The sequence below is a fragment of the Streptomyces sp. NPDC013457 genome, assembly GCF_043089925.1.
Classification (GTDB): domain Bacteria; phylum Actinomycetota; class Actinomycetes; order Streptomycetales; family Streptomycetaceae; genus Streptomyces.
The window spans coordinates 1-17,762 of the sequence record NZ_JBICBL010000023.1; the positions used below are offsets into that span (position 1 = coordinate 1).

General features: G+C 72.7%; 13 protein-coding genes. 2 read left to right on the forward strand and 11 right to left on the reverse strand.

From position 1 onward, the window contains the following. Window positions 1-368 precede the first annotated feature (368 nt). Window positions 369-1,376, reverse strand: a complete 1,008-nt coding sequence (locus ACF1G2_RS35475) for a stage II sporulation protein M (RefSeq protein ID WP_391802283.1) — start codon at window positions 1,374-1,376, stop codon at window positions 369-371. Window positions 1,377-1,497: 121 nt separating this feature from the next. On the opposite strand from ACF1G2_RS35475, the gene ACF1G2_RS35480 reads away from it, so the two are divergent. Then, on the forward strand, window positions 1,498-2,415 hold the full coding sequence (locus ACF1G2_RS35480) for an RDD family protein (protein ID WP_391802284.1): 918 nt from the start codon (window positions 1,498-1,500) through the stop codon (window positions 2,413-2,415). Window positions 2,416-2,450: 35 nt separating this feature from the next. On the opposite strand, the gene ACF1G2_RS35485 is transcribed toward ACF1G2_RS35480, so the two are convergent. The 8 genes from ACF1G2_RS35485 to ACF1G2_RS35520 all read right to left on the reverse strand — a co-directional run bounded on the left by ACF1G2_RS35485 (window position 2,451) and on the right by ACF1G2_RS35520 (window position 11,340). After that, a complete protein-coding gene (locus tag ACF1G2_RS35485) occupies window positions 2,451-3,065 on the reverse strand; it encodes a hypothetical protein (protein WP_383229260.1) in 615 nt (204 codons plus the stop codon). Between the two features lie 132 nt (window positions 3,066-3,197). Beyond that, window positions 3,198-4,655, reverse strand: coding sequence for an adenosylhomocysteinase (gene ahcY / locus ACF1G2_RS35490; protein ID WP_391802285.1), 1,458 nt, complete (start codon window positions 4,653-4,655; stop codon window positions 3,198-3,200). A 457-nt stretch (window positions 4,656-5,112) separates the two neighbouring features. Beyond that, window positions 5,113-6,078, reverse strand: a complete 966-nt coding sequence (locus ACF1G2_RS35495; protein WP_391802286.1) for a cation diffusion facilitator family transporter — start codon at window positions 6,076-6,078, stop codon at window positions 5,113-5,115. A 66-nt stretch (window positions 6,079-6,144) separates the two neighbouring features. Continuing rightward, entirely contained in the window at window positions 6,145-7,296 is a 1,152-nt protein-coding gene (gene manA, locus ACF1G2_RS35500) for a mannose-6-phosphate isomerase, class I (RefSeq protein WP_391802287.1), read from the reverse strand. A 158-nt stretch (window positions 7,297-7,454) separates the two neighbouring features. After that, window positions 7,455-8,639: an SIS domain-containing protein gene (locus ACF1G2_RS35505; protein ID WP_391802288.1), complete on the reverse strand. Its 1,185-nt coding sequence runs from the start codon at window positions 8,637-8,639 to the stop codon at window positions 7,455-7,457. Between the two features lie 340 nt (window positions 8,640-8,979). After that, entirely contained in the window at window positions 8,980-9,162 is a 183-nt protein-coding gene (locus ACF1G2_RS35510; RefSeq protein WP_391802289.1) for a Trm112 family protein, read from the reverse strand. A gap of 137 nt (window positions 9,163-9,299) precedes the next feature. Further along, complete coding sequence (locus tag ACF1G2_RS35515) at window positions 9,300-10,667, reverse strand: phosphomannomutase/phosphoglucomutase (RefSeq protein ID WP_391802290.1); 1,368 nt, start codon at window positions 10,665-10,667, stop codon at window positions 9,300-9,302. A 241-nt stretch (window positions 10,668-10,908) separates the two neighbouring features. Next, the gene (locus tag ACF1G2_RS35520) at window positions 10,909-11,340 is read right to left on the reverse strand and encodes a DUF3499 domain-containing protein (protein ID WP_361681608.1); all 432 of its coding nucleotides are present in this window, start codon (window positions 11,338-11,340) and stop codon (window positions 10,909-10,911) included. 289 nt (window positions 11,341-11,629) lie between these two features. Here ACF1G2_RS35520 and ACF1G2_RS35525 point away from each other — a divergent pair, with 289 nt between their 5' ends. Then, complete coding sequence (locus ACF1G2_RS35525; protein WP_391802307.1) at window positions 11,630-12,139, forward strand: metallopeptidase family protein; 510 nt, start codon at window positions 11,630-11,632, stop codon at window positions 12,137-12,139. A 262-nt stretch (window positions 12,140-12,401) separates the two neighbouring features. On the opposite strand, the gene ACF1G2_RS35530 is transcribed toward ACF1G2_RS35525, so the two are convergent. Then, the gene (locus ACF1G2_RS35530; protein WP_391802291.1) at window positions 12,402-13,919 is read right to left on the reverse strand and encodes a DUF5719 family protein; all 1,518 of its coding nucleotides are present in this window, start codon (window positions 13,917-13,919) and stop codon (window positions 12,402-12,404) included. Beyond that, window positions 13,916-17,614: a glycosyltransferase family 2 protein gene (locus ACF1G2_RS35535; protein ID WP_391802292.1), complete on the reverse strand. Its 3,699-nt coding sequence runs from the start codon at window positions 17,612-17,614 to the stop codon at window positions 13,916-13,918. The genes ACF1G2_RS35530 and ACF1G2_RS35535 overlap by 4 nt, the downstream gene beginning before the upstream one ends. Window positions 17,615-17,762 lie beyond the last annotated feature (148 nt).

Sequence of the window (17,762 nt, forward strand, 5' to 3'; positions counted from 1 at the left end):
CGGGCTTTCCTCCGGGCTTTTCCCTTCGGTCTTTCGTGTTTCCAGCTTAGCAGATCCGTTTTCCGTTTCTGCCACCCGCTGGAGCGGGCTGCCGGACTGTTCTTCGCTTTCGCGTTTCCCTTTCCGGCGATTCCGACTTTATCAGATTCATTTCGGCCGACCTAATCGGTGGCTTCGTGATTCGAATAAGGAATCGGGGCGGCTCCGTGGAAATCAACTTCCCGACCGGAGCGAGAGAGAGTCTAGCTGCTGGCCTTCGAACTTGTCCAGTCCGAGGCAACCGTTTGAATCTACCTCCCCACTCGAACCGTGTCAACGGTTTTTGTGGGCGAAGAGGAGACTAGCAGGTCAGCGGGGTGCTCTGCACATCAGGCGGCCGTCGGCAGGGCCGCGCTGCGGTCGGTCTCCTCGACGTCTCCCGTGTCACCGGCTCGGACGGCACGGGCTCCCAGGACATAGACGTAGACGAGAAATGCCAGCTCGGCGGCTATTCCAATGGCGATGCGCGCCCATGTCGGGAGCCCCGACGGGGTCACGAAGCCTTCGATGAGGCCCGAGAGAAAGAGGACCAGGGCCAGGCCGATCGCCATGCCCACGGCCGCGCGGCCCTCTTCGGCCAGGGCGGCACGTCGGGTCATCGGGCCCGGCTCGATGAGCGTCCAGCCGAGGCGGAGGCCCGTGCCGGCGGCGACGAAGACCGCTGTGAGCTCCAGGAGGCCGTGGGGCAGGAGCAGGCCCAGCATGACGTCGAGACGGCCCGCCGCCGACATGAGGCCGATGGCCACGCCGAGGTTCAGCATGTTGAGGAAGAGGATCCAGAGGACCGGGAAGCAGAGGAACGCGCCGAGAACGAGGCACATGGCGGCCGCCTGGGCGTTGTTCGTCCAGACCTGGGCGGCAAACGAGGCGGCCGGGTGGCTCGAGTAGTAGGTCTCGTACTGGCCGCCGGGGCGGGTCATCTCGCGCAGTTCCGCCGGGGCGCCGATGGCGGACTGCACTTCCGGGTGCGTACCGATCCACCAGCCGATGATCACCGCGAGAAGGGTGGAGAGGATGGCGGTCGGGACCCACCAGTGGCGCGAGCGGTACACGGCCGCCGGGAAGCCGGCCGTCAGGAAGCGGACCGCGTCGCGCCACGAAGAGCGGCGGGTGCCGGTGACCGTGGCGCGGGCACGGGCGACGAGCTGGGTGAGCCGGGCCGTGAGTACGGGGTCCGGGGCGCTGGACTGGATCAGGGAGAGATGGGTGGCCGTCCGCTGGTACAGGGCGACGAGCTCGTCCGCCTCCGCGCCGCTGAGCTTGCCGCCGCGGCGCAGGAGGTGGTCGAGTCGGTCCCACTCGGCGCGGTGGGCGGTGACGTAGACGTCGAGGTCCATGATCGGCTGCTGCTCCAGGCACTGGGTGCGTACGGGTCCGTACTACTGCGGCGCGCTGCGGGTCAGCTTGGCAGACTGTCGTACCGAGGGGCCGGGGCAGGTCGAAGAAGGGTGGGCAGCCGTGAGCGGGGTTGTGACGGGGGATGCCGTCGTACTGGGGCTGCAGGCGGCGCGGCTGCCGAGCCGGGCTCTCGCGCTCCTCCTCGACGCACTGGTGGTGTGGGCGGCCTATCTGCTGATCACGGTCGGGCTCGCGGTGGCGACGGCTTCGCTCGACGACGCGGCGCAGACCGCGCTGTCGATCGTCTCCTTCCTTCTGGTCCTCGTGGGCGCACCGATCGCGGTGGAGACGCTGACGCACGGGCGGTCGCTGGGGAAGCTGGCCTGCGGGCTGCGGGTGGTGCGGGACGACGGGGGTCCGATCCGGTTCCGGCACGCGCTCGTGCGCGGGGCGATGGGAGTCGTCGAGATCCTCATGACGTTCGGGACCGTCGCCTGTATCGCGTCCCTCGTATCCGCCCGCGGGCGGCGGATCGGTGATGTCTTCGCCGGCACGCTCGTCGTACGGGAGCGGGTGCCTGCCGCTCGGACGTCGGTCGTGCCGCCTCCCCCGCCCTGGCTCGTGGGGCGGTTCACCGAGCTGGATCTCTCCGCGGTGCCGGACGCGCTGTGGCTGGAGGTGCGGCAGTACCTGACGCGGATGCGGCAGCTCGACCCGGCCGTGGGGCAGCGGATCGCGGAACGCCTGGCCGACGAATTGGTCGCCCGGACGGGGACCCCTCCTCCGGCGGGTGTACCGGCGGCGGCGTATCTGGCGGGGGTCGTCGGGGAGCGGCAGGCGCGGGACGCGCGGCGGGCCTTCGCCGCCTCTCCCGCGTTTGGCTCCTTCGCGCCCTCTCCTGCTTCTCCTCCCCCTGCTTCTTCTTCCCCTGCCTCTCTGTCGCCGGCGTCTCCCTCCGTTTCCTCTCCGTCGCCGGCGCCCGCGCCCGCGCAGCCTGTGGAGCCCGGGCGTTCGACCGGGTTCGCGCCGCCTGCCTGACGCCGTCGAGCGGCCGAGTCGTCCGGCAGCGGTCGTCAGGGGAAGAGGGACGGCGGGGTGTCGAGGGATTCGAGCTCGACGCCGGGGGCCGAGAGGACCACGTCTCCCGCGATGTGAACCGTGTGCTGTTCGCCCGTGTCGAGGGCGTTGACCTGGTACTCGTCCACCATCAGACGGCCGTTGTCAGTGGGGTGCGCTTCACTGTTCACCAGGGCCCAGGACTGGTCGATCGTGAGGGGGGCGAGCACGGGATCCGTGAAGGCGACGAGCCTGACGCGGGTCGCGGGGGAAGCGGGGGTGAGTCGCAGGAGTCGCGTGATCGCGACGAGGAACGCCGGGGAGGTGCCGGTGAAGGCGTGGGCGCGCACATTGCCTTCGGTGGCGTGGGTTCCGGTGGGGTCCGTGCGGACCCAGGTGACGCCGTCCAGGGCGGCGCCGCGGACCTGCCAGCTCGCGGCGTGGAGTTCGAGGCGGATGGGGCGGCCGAGTTCGTCGATGGCCAGGTCGACGGAGCCGGCGTGTTCGCCGGAGGGGGTGGTGGTCTGTGAGACGTAGCGCCAGCCGGAGGGGCCGGGCGCGCAGTTGAAGTGCTCTTCACCGAGGGGGGTGTGATCGTGCGGATCATGGAGCGAATAGCGGCCGCGGGGCATGGGTCCTCGGGGTGCTTGCGGGGGCGATAGACGAGGCAGGCCCCCGGCACGGGGGTGCGGGGGCCTGCCTTACTCCTCTACGGGTGCGTGGGACGGGCGCGCGTCAGTGCACGGGCGCCGTCCGGACCGGCATCAGTAGCGGTAGTGGTCCGGCTTGTACGGGCCTTCGACCTCGACGCCGATGTAGGCGGCCTGCTCGGGACGGAGGGTCGTGAGCTTCACGCCGAGCGCGGCGAGGTGGAGGCGGGCGACCTTCTCGTCCAGGTGCTTCGGGAGCACGTAGACGTCGGTCGGGTACTGCTCGGGCTTGGTGAACAGCTCGATCTGGGCCAGGGTCTGGTCCGCGAACGAGTTGGACATCACGAACGACGGGTGGCCGGTCGCGTTGCCGAGGTTGAGGAGGCGGCCCTCGGACAGGACGATGACGACCTTGCCGTCGGGGTAGGTCCAGGTGTGGACCTGCGGCTTCACCTCGTCCTTGACGATGCCGGGCGTGGCGGCGAGGCCGGCCATGTCGATCTCGTTGTCGAAGTGGCCGATGTTCCCGACGATGGCCTGGTGCTTCATCTTGGCGATGTCCGACGCCATGATGATGTCCTTGTTGCCGGTCGTGGTGATGAAGATGTCGGCCGTCTCGACGACGTCGTCGAGGGTCGCGACCTGGTAGCCGTCCATCGCCGCCTGCAGCGCGCAGATCGGGTCGATCTCGGTGACGATGACACGGGCGCCCTGGCCGCGGAGGGACTCGGCGCAGCCCTTGCCGACATCGCCGTAGCCGCAGACGACGGCGGTCTTGCCGCCGATGAGGACGTCGGTGGCGCGGTTGATGCCGTCGATGAGGGAGTGGCGGCAGCCGTACTTGTTGTCGAACTTCGACTTCGTCACGGCGTCGTTCACGTTGATCGCCGGGAAGAGGAGGGTGCCGGCCTGGTGCATCTCGTAGAGACGGTGGACACCGGTCGTGGTCTCCTCCGTCACGCCGCGGATCTCGGACGCGAGCTGCGTCCACTTCTGCGGGTTCTCGCCGAGGGTGCGGTTGAGGAGACGGAGGATGTGGCCGTACTCCTCGCTGTCCGCGGTGGACGGGTCCGGGGCGGAGCCGGCCTTCTCGAACTCGACGCCCTTGTGGACGAGGAGGGTGGCGTCACCACCGTCGTCGAGGATCATGTTCGGGCCGCCGGTGGGCGTGTTCGGCCAGGTCAGGGCCTGCTCCGTGCACCACCAGTACTCCTCCAGGGTCTCGCCCTTCCAGGCGAAGACCGGGACGCCGGCGGGGGCCTCGGGGGTGCCGGTCGGGCCGACGGCGATGGCCGCGGCGGCGTGGTCCTGGGTGGAGAAGATGTTGCAGGAGGCCCAGCGGACCTCGGCGCCGAGGGCGACCAGGGTCTCGATGAGGACGGCCGTCTGCACGGTCATGTGCAGGGAGCCGGTGATCCGGGCGCCGGCGAGCGGCTGCTGGTCGGCGTACTCGCGGCGGATCGACATCAGGCCGGGCATCTCGTGCTCGGCGAGGGTGATCTCCTTGCGGCCGAAGGCGGCCAGGGACAGGTCGGCGACCTTGAAGTCCTGCTTGGTGGCGGCAGTCGTCATGACTGGGCTGCTCCTCGTGGATCGGGTTCGAGGGTCTTGTGGGGCGCCTGACACCGCGACGTGCGTAGCGCGGGCACACGAATGCCCGGGTACTCCCGCGGTGCAGTCGTCGGAGGCCCTCTCTCCCTCGGCCGGTCCCGCGGACCGCCCGACCGCCATCAGCAGCGACGTCTGGCTGGTCACGAATCTACACCGATCAGTGTGGCGACCTACAGTCCGGCCTGCCCCTGGATCCAGCCGGATTCGCCCTCGGTTTCGGGCCGGGAGAACTGGGCAAAGGGGGTTTTATGGACTTTTGACGATGCGCGCACCTGTCACGCGATCCTCAGGCCCTCGGTCTCGCGCGGGCGGCCGAGGGGGCGGTCCTGAAGGCGCTCGGCGAGGTCCGGTAGCCACGCGCAACAGCCGGAAGGGCCCGGGGTCACCACGACCCCGGGCCCTTCCGGTTCGCACGCGCCTAGTGGCCCGGGCCGCCCGGGGACTTGGCCGGGTTCACACCCGCGGCGGCCGCCGACTCGCTGTAGATGTCCGGCTCCAGGTAGATGACGCGGGCGATCGGGACCGCCGCGCGGATGCGCTCCTCGGCTGCGTTGATCGCGTGGGCGACCTCGGTGGCCGACTCGTCGTGGCGTACGGCGATCTTCGCGGCCACGAGGAGCTCCTCCGGGCCGAGGTGGAGCGTGCGCATGTGGATGAGGCGGGTGACGGTCTCACCGTCGACGACCGCCTCCTCGATCTGCTTCACCTGCTCGATGCCCGCGGACTCGCCGAGCAGCAGCGACTTGGTCTCGGCGGCGAGGACGAGCGCGATCGCGATGAGCAGGATGCCGATGCAGAGGGTGCCGATGCCGTCCCAGACGCCGTCGCCCGTGAGGAGGGCGATGCCGACGCCGCCGAGGGCGAGGACGAGGCCGACGAGCGCGCCCAGGTCCTCCAGGAGGACGACCGGGAGCTCGGGCGCCTTCGCCCGGCGCACGAACTCCTTCCAGGACTGGCGGCCCCGGATCGTGTTCGACTCCTTGATGGCCGTACGGAAGGAGAAGGACTCGGCGATGATCGCGAAGACGAGGACGCCGATCGGCCAGTACCAGTCCTCGATCGGGTGCGGGTGCTTGATCTTCTCGTAGCCCTCGTAGATGGCGAACATGCCACCGACGGAGAAGAGCACGATGGAGACGAGGAAGGCGTAGATGTACCGCTCGCGGCCGTAGCCGAAGGGGTGCTGCGGAGTCGCCTCGCGCTTCGCCTTCTTGCCGCCGAGGAGCAGCAGGCCCTGGTTGCCCGAGTCGGCGAGGGAGTGGACGCTCTCGGCCAGCATCGAGGACGAGCCACTGAAGAGGAACGCCACGAACTTGGCTACCGCGATCGCGAGGTTCGCGGCGAGTGCCGCCACGATCGCCTTGGTTCCGCCTGACGCGCTCATGGGTGTACGTGTTCCCTTCGTCGGTACTCCGGCACTGTCGCCGCCATTCGGCCGGTCATTGTTGCATCAGGCCACGACGGTGGCGCGGAAGACCGTTCCGGTACCGGACAGTTCGGTCGTTTCACCTGCCGGTACGAAGACGGACTCGCCGGGGGCGAGCGTCACCTCGCCCGCCTTCGGCCGGCCGGCGACGGCGAGCAGGATCTGCGGGGTGGGGGCGGTGACGTCGGTGGGGGCCGCACCCTCGGCCCGTACGAGACGGGAGAGTCGGAACTCGTCGATGGGGGTGTCGTAGACCTCCTCACCCGACGGGGAGGCCTCCGGGCGCAGCAGGGTCGGCTCGCTCGCCTCGAAGCGGACGATCCGCAGCAGCTCCGGTACGTCGACGTGCTTGGGCGTCAGCCCGCAGCGCAGCACGTTGTCGGAGTTGGCCATGATCTCGACGCCGAGACCGTCGAGGTAGGCGTGTGGCACGCCGGCGCCGAGGAAGAGGGCTTCGCCGGGCTGGAGTTGGACGGGGTTGAGCAGCATGGCGGCGATGACACCGGCGTCGCCCGGGTAGTGGTGCGCGAGTGCGGCGTACGGGGCGTGGGCGCCGCCGAGCCGTTCCGAGGCCGCCGCGGCCTCGGCGACGGTGTGCGCCATCTCCTCGCGGTCGGCGATGAGCAGAGCGGTCATGACCTCGCGCAGCGCGGCCTCTTCGGGGTGGGCGTGCAGCAGATCGACGTACGGCTTGAGGGAGTCGACACCGAGCGCGGCGATCGTGTCGGCGGCCTCGATCGGGTGACGGAAGCCGCAGAGCCCGGTGAACGGCGTCAGGGCGCAGATCAGTTCGGGCTTGTGGTTGGCGTCCTTGTAGTTGCGGTGCGGCGCGTCGATCGGGACCCCGGCCGCCTCCTCGGCGTCGAATCCGTCCTTCGCCTGGGCGAGGTCGGGGTGGACCTGGAGGGAGAGCGGGGCTCCGGCGGCGAGCAGCTTGAGGAGGAAGGGCAGGTGCGGGCCGAACTTCCCGACGGCCGGGGCACCCAGCTCGCGTACGGGATCGGCGTCGATGACCTCGTTGAGCGGTCCGCGCTCCGTACGGGAAGGGGCTCCGGGGTGGGCTCCCATCCACAGCTCGGCCTGGGGCTCGCCGGTGGGGATGGTCCCGAGCAGTTCGGGGATGGCCGTGGTGGAACCCCAGGCGTAGGGGCGGACGGTGTTGACGAGGCGGTCCATGGAGCCTTCCAGCTTTCCTCGGTGCGGTGATGGAGGTGGGGGCGTCGTGGGACGTGGCGGCGTCGTGGGACGGGTGGTGCGCGGTGGGACGGGTTGGGTTCGACGGTGGGGGGTGGTGGGTGACGGGTGGGTTGTGGTGGGGTCGCCTGGCTTGTGCGTCAGGCGTGGGGTGGTGCGATCCCCGCCGACGCAAGGGACAGGTAGACGGCCGCGAAGTCGGTGACGGCGAGCAGTTCCGCCAGCGTCTCCAGGAGTTCGCCGCTCTCCCCCGACGCCTCCTCCGACACCAGCGGTTCCAGCTCGCTGATCGCGGTGCCGTGGCTGAGGGCCAGCTCACGGGCGGCGGGGGCGGCCGAGAGGCCGCCGGCGTCGGCCGGACGGTCGCGCAGCAGCACGACCCGCGCTCGCAGCGCCTGCTGCTCGTCCACCCGGTCGCGGAAGAAGTCGTCGGGGTCGGCTCCGGCCGCGTAGTCGCCGGCGAGCAGCACACCGTGGGCGGGCAGCGCCTCGGGCAGTTCGGCGGCGAGCGCGGGCAGGCCGGCCAGCTCGGCAAGTACGGCGGCGAAGCGGCGGCCGACGGGCCCGGCGGCGTCGCCCTCGGTCCAGATCAGCGGCAGCGTGTCGGCGAGTTCGGCGGCGAGCGTCTTGGCCGGGTTGCTGTACGTGGCGATGGCCGGGCCGCAGCGCTCGGCCGTGCTGTCCAGCCGGTCGGCGACCTTCTCCAGCACCTCCGACGGCGCCTCGAGGAGACCCACGCGGTCCAGCAGCGCGAGGAGCGGGGTGAACAGCGCCCACAGCGCGCCGGGGCCCGCGGCGAGCGTCTCCTCGTACTCCTCGGCGCTCTCGTGCGGGGCCATGGCCATCGGCACGAGCAGCCCGCGCGGGGCGCTGACGGTCTCCGCGAGCGGGGAGGTCTTCGGGGCGACGGCGACGACGGTGATGCCCCGGCGGTACGCCAGTTCCGCGAGGCGCGCGAGGCCGGGTTCGGAGCCGTCGGTCGTCGGGATCAGGAGCAGGTCCAGCGATCCCGCCCAGCCGGGCAGTGCCCAGCGCAGGGCACCGGAGGCGGGGGCGACGCCGGTGGGCTGGAGGCGGATGACCGGGGCGGCGGCCCCAGCGAGCGCGCCCACCAGGTCGGCGACTCCCGCGGCGGCGGTGCCGGGTCCGGCGACGAGGACGGAGCGGGGGCGGCCCTCGGGGCTGAGCTCGGAGATGCCCGCCTCGGCGGCATGGCGGGCGGCGGTCCGCACCCGCGCGCCGGCCTCGGCCGCGCCGCGGAGCAGGCCGCGGCGGTCGGCGAGGGCGAGGGCGTCCGGGGCGTCGAGGAGGGTCTCGTCGAGCATGGGGCGGGCCTCCGGGTACGGGGCGGATGCGGGCGCTGTGGGCTCGTGGGGGCGGCTTGCGGGCGGGGCCCTTGAGTGGTGCAGGGCCTCGCCTCGAGGGCGGGGCCCTTGCGTGGTGCGGGGCCTCGTGGGGGGCAGTTGGAGCGGACGCGCCCGCCTGGGCGCCGTCCCGTGTGCCCACCCTCCCCCAGACTCCGTCCGGGGGGACCCCCACGCCCCAGCGGGACGATTGCCCACACGGGGGGTGGGTTGGCATACGGGCGGTTGCCCACACGGGGGTTGGGGTGGGTGGGGCGGACGCATGCCCACACGGGCCCACACGCTCCCGCGCCCCCTGCGGCTACTGGGGCTTGCGGGCCTCGTCTGTGAGGAGGACCGGGATGCCGTCGCGGACCGGGTACGCGAGGCCGCAGTCGGCGCTCGTGCAGATCAGTTCGGGGGTCTCGGCCGTCGTGCGGTCGTTGAGCGGCGCGTGGCACGCCGGGCAGGCCAGGATCTCCAGGAGGCCGGCTTCGAGCGGCATGAGGTGTCCCTTCGAACAAACGGTTGCGGTGCTGTTGCTGCCCTTCGGGCCAGGTCAGCCTACCGCCGGGAAACGGGGCGCGCGGCTCGGCACCTGCCCCGTTTCCCGGCACTCACGAGCGGGTCGGCACGAGCGGGTCAGCCGGTCGCGCGGACCAGGTCCAGGACCTCGTCGCGGATCTTGGCCATGGTGGCCTCGTCACGGGCCTCCACGTTCAGGCGCAGCAGCGGCTCGGTGTTCGACGGGCGCAGGTTGAACCACCAGTCCTCCGCCGACACCGTCAGACCGTCCAGCTCGTCGATGCCGACACCGTCCTGGTCCGCGTAGGCCGCCTTGACGGCCGCCGCGCGGGCCGCCTGGTCGGCGACCGTGGAGTTGATCTCGCCCGAGCCCGCGTAGCGGTCGTACGAGGAGACCAGCTCCGAGAGCGGGCCGTCCTGGCCTCCGAGGGCGGCGAGGACGTGGAGCGCGGCGAGCATGCCCGTATCGGCGTTCCAGAAGTCCCTGAAGTAGTAGTGCGCCGAGTGCTCGCCACCGAAGATCGCGCCCGTCTTCGCCATCTCCTCCTTGATGAAGGAGTGGCCGACGCGGGTGCGGACCGGGGTGCCGCCGTTCTCGCGGACGACCTCGGGGACCGACCAGGAGGTGATCAGGTTGTGGATGACCGTGCCGCCGGGCGTCTTCGCCAGCTCGCGCGCGGCGACGAGTGCCGTGATCGCCGACGGGGAGACCGCCTCGCCGCGCTCGTCGACGACGAAGCAGCGGTCGGCGTCGCCGTCGAAGGCGAGGCCGAGGTCCGCGCCCTCGGCCCGGACGCGGGCCTGGAGGTCGACGATGTTCGCCGGGTCGAGCGGGTTGGCCTCGTGGTTCGGGAAGGTGCCGTCGAGCTCGAAGTACATCGGTACAAGGTCGAGCGGGAGGCCCGCGAAGACGGTCGGGACGGTGTGGCCGCCCATGCCGTTGCCCGCGTCCACGACGACCTTCAGGGGGCGGATCGCCGCCAGGTCCACCAGCGCCTTCAGGTGGGCGGCGTAGTCGGCGAGGGTGTCCCGCTCGGTGATCGTGCCGGCCGTGGCGGCGGCCTCGGGGGCGCCCTCGTCGGACCAGCGCTCGACGAGCGTGCGGATCTCGGAGAGTCCGGTGTCCTGGCCGACCGGGGCGGCGCCCGCACGGCACATCTTGATGCCGTTGTACTGGGCCGGGTTGTGGGACGCGGTGAACATCGCGCCCGGCAGGTCCAGACTGCCCGAGGCGAAGTACAGCTGGTCGGTCGAGCAGAGCCCGATCAGGGTGACGTCGGCGCCGAGTCGGGCCGCGCCGCGGGCGAAGGCGCCCGAGAGGCCCGGCGACGAGGGCCGCATGTCGTGGCCGACCACGATCGCGTCGGCGGCCGTCACCTGGACGAACGCGGCGCCGAACAGTTCGGCGAGCGTCTCGTCCCACTGGTCGGGCACCACCCCGCGGACGTCGTACGCCTTCACGATCTGCGACAGATCAGCAGCCACGGAACAACCCTCCTGAATACGCCTTCATCGGCACGCGTGTGCGGCGCGTGTACAGGAGGCCCAACCTACCGGGGGCCGCTCACGGGAGGGCAGAGCGCCTTGGCCGCCAGGAGCGGTGTTCAGCCAGGAGACGTTCGGCCAGAGGATGTTCGGCCAGGGGATGTTCCGTCACGAGCACGAGGGCGTTCGGCCACGGGCACGGTCAGGCACGGGAACGTTCAGGCACCCGGCCCGGGAACGTTCAGGAGTCGGGGGAGCGCAGGACCCGCAGGTGTCCGCGGCGGCCGACCTCCATCGGGTCCCCGCCACGGCCTCCGCCGCCCTTGCCGCCGGCCTCTGCCGCGCGTTCCTGGGGGCGGGCCGCCTCCCGTACCGCGTTGGCGAGGGCCTCCAGGTCGTCCCCGCTGGGGCGGGCCGGCGCGGAGCCGTCGGAGAGCCGCACGACCTCCCAGCCGCGCGGCGCGGTGAGGCGCTCGCTGTGTTCGGCACACAGGTCGTAGCAGTGGGGCTCGGCGTAGGTGGCGAGCGGGCCGAGGACCGCAGTCGAGTCGGCATAGACGTACGTCAGTGTCGCGACGGCAGGGCGGCCGCACGCGGTGCGCGAACAGCGACGTACAGGGCTCACGACGTTGGACGGTACCGCACTCTTGAGCGGGCCGCGACGACTCTCCACCAGGTCACTCCACCGTGTCGCGGTGTGACGTCCGACACGGGCCCTCTCGGGAGGGCCGTCCTGACCTGCGCGTAAGGAGGAGAACGGGGGTGGGGACGACGGTCGATCCGGACACCGTCCTAGCGGAATCCGGTCAACCACGGCCAGATGGCCGATCGCGGGACCCCGTCGAATCGAGCCCTCGCTTGGCCGGAACGTTCAACTATCGACAGCGCGGGTCCGCAGGAATCGTGGTGGCACGTGTGCGCCACGGCCGACTGACACTGAGGAGAGTTACGCTGCGTCAGTGATGGACAGTCCTGTGCCGCCGCGCCCCTCGTCCCGTCCGGCCGAGCCCCACGCGGGAGATTCCCGCTCCGCCGAGGCGCGCCCCGCGGAGCCGCGGCCGGAACCGCCGGAGCCCCGGACGCGTCGCCGCGACCGTCACGGCCGCGGGATGCGGGGGCCTGTCGCCCCGCCGCAGGTGCCGTTGTCGGCGAGCCGGGCGGACACGTTCCGCGATCTGGTCCTGGACTCGGTGGAGCGCCTGGAGCGGCGCTGGCCGCAGCTGGCGGACGTCGAGTTCCTGGTGCTCGACGTGCCGCCGTCGGTGTCGGGCGAGTCGGTGCCGCTGGGCGGCTCCGCGGCCGCCGCGAAGGGCGGGCCGGCCCGGGTGATCGTCTACCGGCGGCCCGTCGAGATCCGCTCGAAGAGCCGAGACGAGCGGGCTCTGCTCGTCCACGAGGTCGTGGTCGAGCAGGTGGCCGAGCTCCTGGGCCTCTCCCCCGAGTCGGTCGACCCCCGGTACGGGCAGGACTGAGACCCCCGTACGGGCGGCCGGGGCGCCGGGCCTTCGCGTCGGTCGAACCCCGTGCGAGCCGGGCCGAGGCCGGATCACGTCCGTCGGCTCCCGTACAGGCCAGGACCCGTACGGCCCAGGGCCCGCCCACCCGGTACAGGCCGGGCGCCGCCCACCCCCCGTACAGGCCGGAGCGCGGGGCGTCAGTCGTCCAGGCCAAGCGCCGCCCACCCCGTACAGGCCAAGCGCCGCCCACCCCCCGTACAGGCCGGAGCGCGGGGCGTCAGTCGTCCAGGACCGAGAGGTCCTGGTTCGCCGTCGGGACCTCCACCGTGCCTCGGTCGTCCACGAGGGTCTGGACCGTGAACATGGGGATGCCGTCGTCCGGGAGGGCCAGCATGCGAGCCGCGTGGACGGGGCCGCCCGAGACGGGTTCGACCGTCACGGCGTAGGAGCCCTTGAGGCCCGCCGGGACCAGTTCGGTCACCTTCATCGTCGTCCCCTCCTTGACCGTGACGGTCTTGGAGACCGGCGTGCCTCCCCCCGTACCGGCCGAGGCGGTGACCTTGACCTGGGCCGCGGCGCCCGGCGCCGTCAGCGTGAGGGTCGAGCCGGCGGCGCGGTTGTCGGCGACGGTGGCGCGGGCGCCGACGGCAGCGGTGGCCGGGATGTACGCGACCTCCTGCTTGTCGCCCTTGCCGCGCACGACGCGCAGCGCGGCGACGAAGGGTGCGGACTTCTTGGGGTCCGAGGGCGTGAGCAGCAGCGCGCCCGCCTCGCCGCGAGTGAGGTCCGGAAGGTCGACGGCCGCGGTCATGCCCGACTTCACCTGCAAGGACTCCGCGCTCGCCGGGACGATCGTGCCGCCCTCGCCGACCAGCTGGATCTTCAGCTCGGCGTCGTCCTCGCCGGGCGCGTACGCCACGAGGCGCACGGAGGTCGCGTCGGCGGGGATGCCGGGCAGAACGGCCGTGGAGGCCGGGTCTGCGGTGGCGGGGAGCCAGTCGCTGCCGAGCTTGTCGTCGGCGGAGCCGACGACCGCGCCCACCCGGCCGCTGCGGGTGGTGACGTGGACGGTCACGTCGGCCGCCGGTGCCGCGCCGGTGAGCGTGGAGAGCAGGACGGGGACGGTGGAGTGGGCCGGGACGGGGATGCCGTCGTTGAGCTGCGACGCGAGTTCGCCCTCTGCGCCGTACAGCTGGATGTCGGCGACGGCGGCGGTGTCGTCGGGGTTGGTGAGGTGGACGTAGTCCTGGCGTTGCTTGGCCGTGGAGGCGGCCGGGAACCAGAAGTCCGTGTCCGGGGCGGTGCAGGTGACGCCCAGGAGGCCGCGCGAGCCGCCCGCCGGGACGACGGTGGTCTGCTGGACCGTCCAGCCGGGGGCGAGGCCACCGGTGGCCGTACCGGTCAGGGCGGGGGCCGTGGGGCCGTTCGCCTCGGCGGCGACGGGCTTGCCGGGCTCGGTGACGGTGGCCGGAGCCTTGACGGCCGCGGGCTTCTTCGCCGCGGTGCCGCCGGGGGTGGCGGCGGCCGCGGCGGCCTTGAGTTCGGCCTTGGCGGCGCTACCGGACTTGGCCGAGCCGCTGCCGGTGGCGCCAGGGGTGAACGACGTGTAGTCGGTCTCTGCCAGCTCGGATGTGCTGGGCGCCGGGCAGAGCAGGCTGGAGCGCTCCACGGGCAGCTTCGCGGGGGCCTTGGCCCCGGCGGTCGCGGAGCCGTCGGGCGCGGTCAGCGCGGCGAAGCCGGTGACGGCGGCGAGGGCGGTGGCGACCGCGATCAGGGAGAGGGTGGGGCGCTTCACTGGTTGCTGCTCCCGTCGGGACGCTGCTCGGTCTCGTAGCCGTAGGTGTACGGGTCGTACGTCTGCTGCGGGTCGTAGCCCTGCTGCTGCCCCTGCTGCGGGTACTGCTCGTACTGCTGGGGGTCGTAACCCTGCTGCGGGTCGTACCCCTGCTGGGGGTACTGCTCGTACTGCTGCTGGTACGGATCGGTGCCGTACTCGGTGTACTGCTGAGGCTGGGCGTAGTAGCCCTGCTGCGCGTACTGGTCCTGCGGCTGGTGCTGTTGCGGGTGTTGCTGGTCCTGCCAGTCCGCGGGCGCGTAGGCCTGTGCCTGCTCCTCGGCCTGTGCCTGCTCCTGGGCCTGCTCCTGCGGTACGGGGACGAGCTCGGGGTCCCGCTCCTGCTCGGCCTCGGCGGCCTCCGCCTCCGCCGCGGCGCGCAGGCGGCGGGCGCGGCGGCCGTCGCCCTCCATGGCCTGGGCGGGGATGGCGACCTCCTCCTCCGGCAGGTCGTCGTCGATCTCGCGGCGCCGCCCCGGCAGGGCGAGGACGAGCAGGACGACGCCGAGGCCGACCTGGGCCCAGATCCACAGGGTGTGGGTGAGCGGCTGGTCGTACGTGAGGTCGAGCCTGCCGCCCTCGGCGGGGAGTTCGAAGCCCTGCGCCCAGCCGTCGACGGTGGTCCGCGTCAGCTCCTTGCCGTCGAGGGTGGCGGTCCAGCCCTCGTCGGCGCGGTCGGCGATGCGCAGGACGCGGCCGGCGGGGCCGGACGGGATCTTCGTGTGCGCCTCGACGGGGCCGGCGGCGACGGCGACCGGCCCGGCCGCCGCGTCGGCAGGCTTCGCGGGGTCGGCCGGCTTCGCGGTGTCCGTGGCCTTCGCCGGCGGGACGATGGTGGCGCGGGCGACGACGCGCTCACGGGCGACGGTCCACAGGGCGCTGCCGTCGAGCTGGCTGAGCCGGCTGAGGCCCGGGGTGGCGTCGAGGACGCGGCTCATCGGGCGCGGGGCCCCGTCCCGCACGAGGACGTAGCGGATCGCGTAACCGCTGAGCTCCTCGGTCTGGTCGGCGCCGGAGCCGGCCACCAGGTGCGCGACGACCTTGTCCAGGCCCGGGTCGCTGCCGCCCGCCTCGGCCAGTTCGGCGTCGCCGAGGCGGCCGCCGGAGCCGCGGACCAGGGTGTACGAGACCTCGCCGGGCGAGGTGGCGCCGAGGACGAGGGTGCGGGGCTGGTCGTCGGTGTCGCTCTCCTCGGCGACGAACGCCGGGACCTGCACGGGGTCGCGCCGGGTCAGCGGGCCGTCGGCGCCGCCGATCATCCAGCCGGCGGCGGCCACGACGGGGCCGAGGGCGGCGGCGAGCGCGATGAGCGCGGCGACCGGCTGGCGCCAGCCGAAGCCGTGGGCGGCGACGCGGGTGCGTCCGCGCTCGGCGCCGATCATGCCGGCGGCGAGCAGGGCCGCGCCGTAGACGAGGGTGGCGGGACCGGCCCAGCCGGTGCCGCCCGCGCCGTTGGAGAGGGCGGCGAAGAGGAGACCGACGAGGGCGGCGGTCCAGGCGGCGCCGACGGCGAAGCGGCGCTCCTCACGCAGCAGTCCGGCCAGCGCGGCGAGCACGATGCCGATGAGGAGGAGGCCGCCGGTGGTGCCGGGGCCGCCGGGGCTGATCCCGAGGAGGTCGAGCGCGGAGGCCGTGCCCGTACGGATGTCGAGTCCGGCCTCGCGCAGGAAGGCGGAGGGGCTGGTCAGCAGGGAGAGCGACCAGGGCGCGAGGACGAGGACCGGGGTGCCGACGGTGGCGAGGAAGCGCAGGCCGTAGGCGGTGATGTCGTCGCGGCGCAGGACGAGGACGGCGATGCCGAGGACGACGGCGAGCGGCCAGACGATCGGCGTGAACGCCATCGTGAAGGTGAGCAGGAAGGTGTAGGCCCAGGTGGCGCGCCAGCTGCCGCGGGCTCCGCCGGGGCCGCCGGTGAGGCCGTGGGCGGCGACGGCGGCGCGGGCGATCAGCGGCAGCAGGATCGCGAGGACGGCGGTGCCGAGCCGGCCGGCGGCGAGTGCGCCGGTGGCGGCGGGCAGGAAGGCGTACGCGATGGCGCCCCAGGCGCGCAGCAGCGGGGACTCGACGATCGGGCGGGCGGCGAAGTAGGCGGTGAAGCCGGCCAGCGGGACCGAGCAGACGAGCAGCACGGTGAGTGCGAAGGAGGTGGAGCCGAGGAAGAGGGCGGAGAGTCCGGCCAGCACGGCGAGGTAGGGCGGTGCGGTCTGGGTGCCGCCGGTGCCGAGGGCGTGCCAGCTGTCGGCGTACCGTCCCCACAGCTCGGAGACGGTGTCGGGGGCGGGCAGCAGGGTGCCGCCGGCGAGCGAACCGCCGCCGTACAGGCCTCGGCAGGCCACCATGGAGATGAGCAGGAGCAGGGCGAAGAGGACGGGCCCGGGCTTGCGGGCGATCTTCTTCAGCCGGGCGAACTGCTCGACTTCGAGGAAGTCGGCGTCGTCGCCGCCGGGGCCGGACTCGACCGCGCCGTGGCGCGACCCGCCGGAATCGGCGTCGGAGCCGCCGAAGTTCGCGACGACCTGCTCGGCGGTGGCGCGGACGGTGGCACCGGGCGGCGGGAAGAGCGCGCGGAGTTCGCTCGCGGGGACGGCGGGGTTCTTGCGGCGCCGGCGGGCGGCGAGGATCTTCTCGGGGCGCAGCAGCGTGGCGAAGAGGCCCATGACCTCGTCGACGGCCTGGCCGGGGACCTTGCCGACGAGATACGCGAGCGTGCGCAGCAGCGTGCCGACGATCAGCCGGATCAGTACGTACGGCAGGGTGGCGCCGCGGCTGTTGGCGAGGAGGGTGTAGACGGCGCCGGCCTTGTCGACGCGGTGCGGGTTGGCCACGGAGCGGCCCGCGCAGTCGACGGTGCGGCGTTCGCGGGCGGAGGCCTCGGCGTGCCGCAGGACGGCGTCGGGGGCGACGAGGACGCTGTGGCCCGCGGCGTGGGCGCGCCAGCACAGGTCGACGTCGTCGCGCATCAGGGGCAGGCGCCGGTCGAAGCCGCCGAGCTCCTCGAAGACGTCGCGGCGGATGAGCATGCCGGCGCTGGAGACGGAGAGGACGGAGCGGACCTGGTCGTGCTGGCCCTGGTCCTGTTCGCGGCGGTCGAGGCCGGTCCAGCGGCGGCCGCTGCGGGCGATGGAGACGCCGGCTTCGAGCAGCTGCCTGCGGTCGTACCAGCCGCGGAGCTTGGGTCCGACGACGGCCGCGTACGCGTCCGCGTCGGCGACGCGCAGGAGTTCGGCGAGGGCGTCGGGCTCGGGGGCGCAGTCGTCGTGGAGCAGCCAGAGCCACTGCACGGGCTCGCCGTGCGGGAGTTCGGGCAGGTCGTAGGCCTCGTCGCTCCAGGTCCTGCTGACCGGGTCCCAGCCGCTGGGCCGCTTGAGATAGGGGAGTTCCTCGGGTCCGAGCACGGGCGCGGTGCGCGCGGCCTCCTCGACGGCGGTGCCGAAGCCCGTACGGCGCGCGAGGTGCAGCACGCGGTCGACGCCGATCGCGTCGGCGAGCAGCTGCGCGGAGTCGTCGGCGCTGCCGGTGTCGGCGGCGACGACGTTCTGCACGGGGCGTTCCTGGGCGAGCAGCCCGGCGAGGGCGTCCGGCAGCCAGCGGGCGCCGTCGTGGGCGACGAGCACGGCGGTGACGACGTGTCGCGGAAACTCAGGAGTTGAGGACATCGAGGTACGGGCCCTCCGGCCGGGGGTCGCCCGCGGGGGGCGTGGGTACGTCTCGGACGGGGCCCCACACTAACGGCTGCCAGGAAAAGGGTCCGCCTCCTGTCGCCGGAGCACAGGAGGCGGACCGTTCGATGTGTACGGGTGTGGG

What these genes read in the sequence shown, in the direction of transcription:
- ACF1G2_RS35495 (WP_391802286.1), bottom strand. Translation starts at nt 6,078, where the DNA reads ATGAGCGCGTCAGGCGGAACCAAGGCGATCGTGGCGGCACTCGCCGCG.
- ACF1G2_RS35535 (WP_391802292.1), bottom strand. Translation starts at nt 17,614, where the DNA reads ATGTCCTCAACTCCTGAGTTTCCGCGACACGTCGTCACCGCCGTGCTC.
- ACF1G2_RS35505 (WP_391802288.1), bottom strand. Translation starts at nt 8,639, where the DNA reads ATGCTCGACGAGACCCTCCTCGACGCCCCGGACGCCCTCGCCCTCGCC.
- ahcY (WP_391802285.1), bottom strand. Translation starts at nt 4,655, where the DNA reads ATGACGACTGCCGCCACCAAGCAGGACTTCAAGGTCGCCGACCTGTCC.
- ACF1G2_RS35525 (WP_391802307.1), top strand. Translation starts at nt 11,630, where the DNA reads ATGGACAGTCCTGTGCCGCCGCGCCCCTCGTCCCGTCCGGCCGAGCCC.
- manA (WP_391802287.1), bottom strand. Translation starts at nt 7,296, where the DNA reads ATGGACCGCCTCGTCAACACCGTCCGCCCCTACGCCTGGGGTTCCACC.
- ACF1G2_RS35485 (WP_383229260.1), bottom strand. Translation starts at nt 3,065, where the DNA reads ATGCCCCGCGGCCGCTATTCGCTCCATGATCCGCACGATCACACCCCC.
- ACF1G2_RS35510 (WP_391802289.1), bottom strand. Translation starts at nt 9,162, where the DNA reads ATGCCGCTCGAAGCCGGCCTCCTGGAGATCCTGGCCTGCCCGGCGTGC.
- ACF1G2_RS35475 (WP_391802283.1), bottom strand. Translation starts at nt 1,376, where the DNA reads ATGGACCTCGACGTCTACGTCACCGCCCACCGCGCCGAGTGGGACCGA.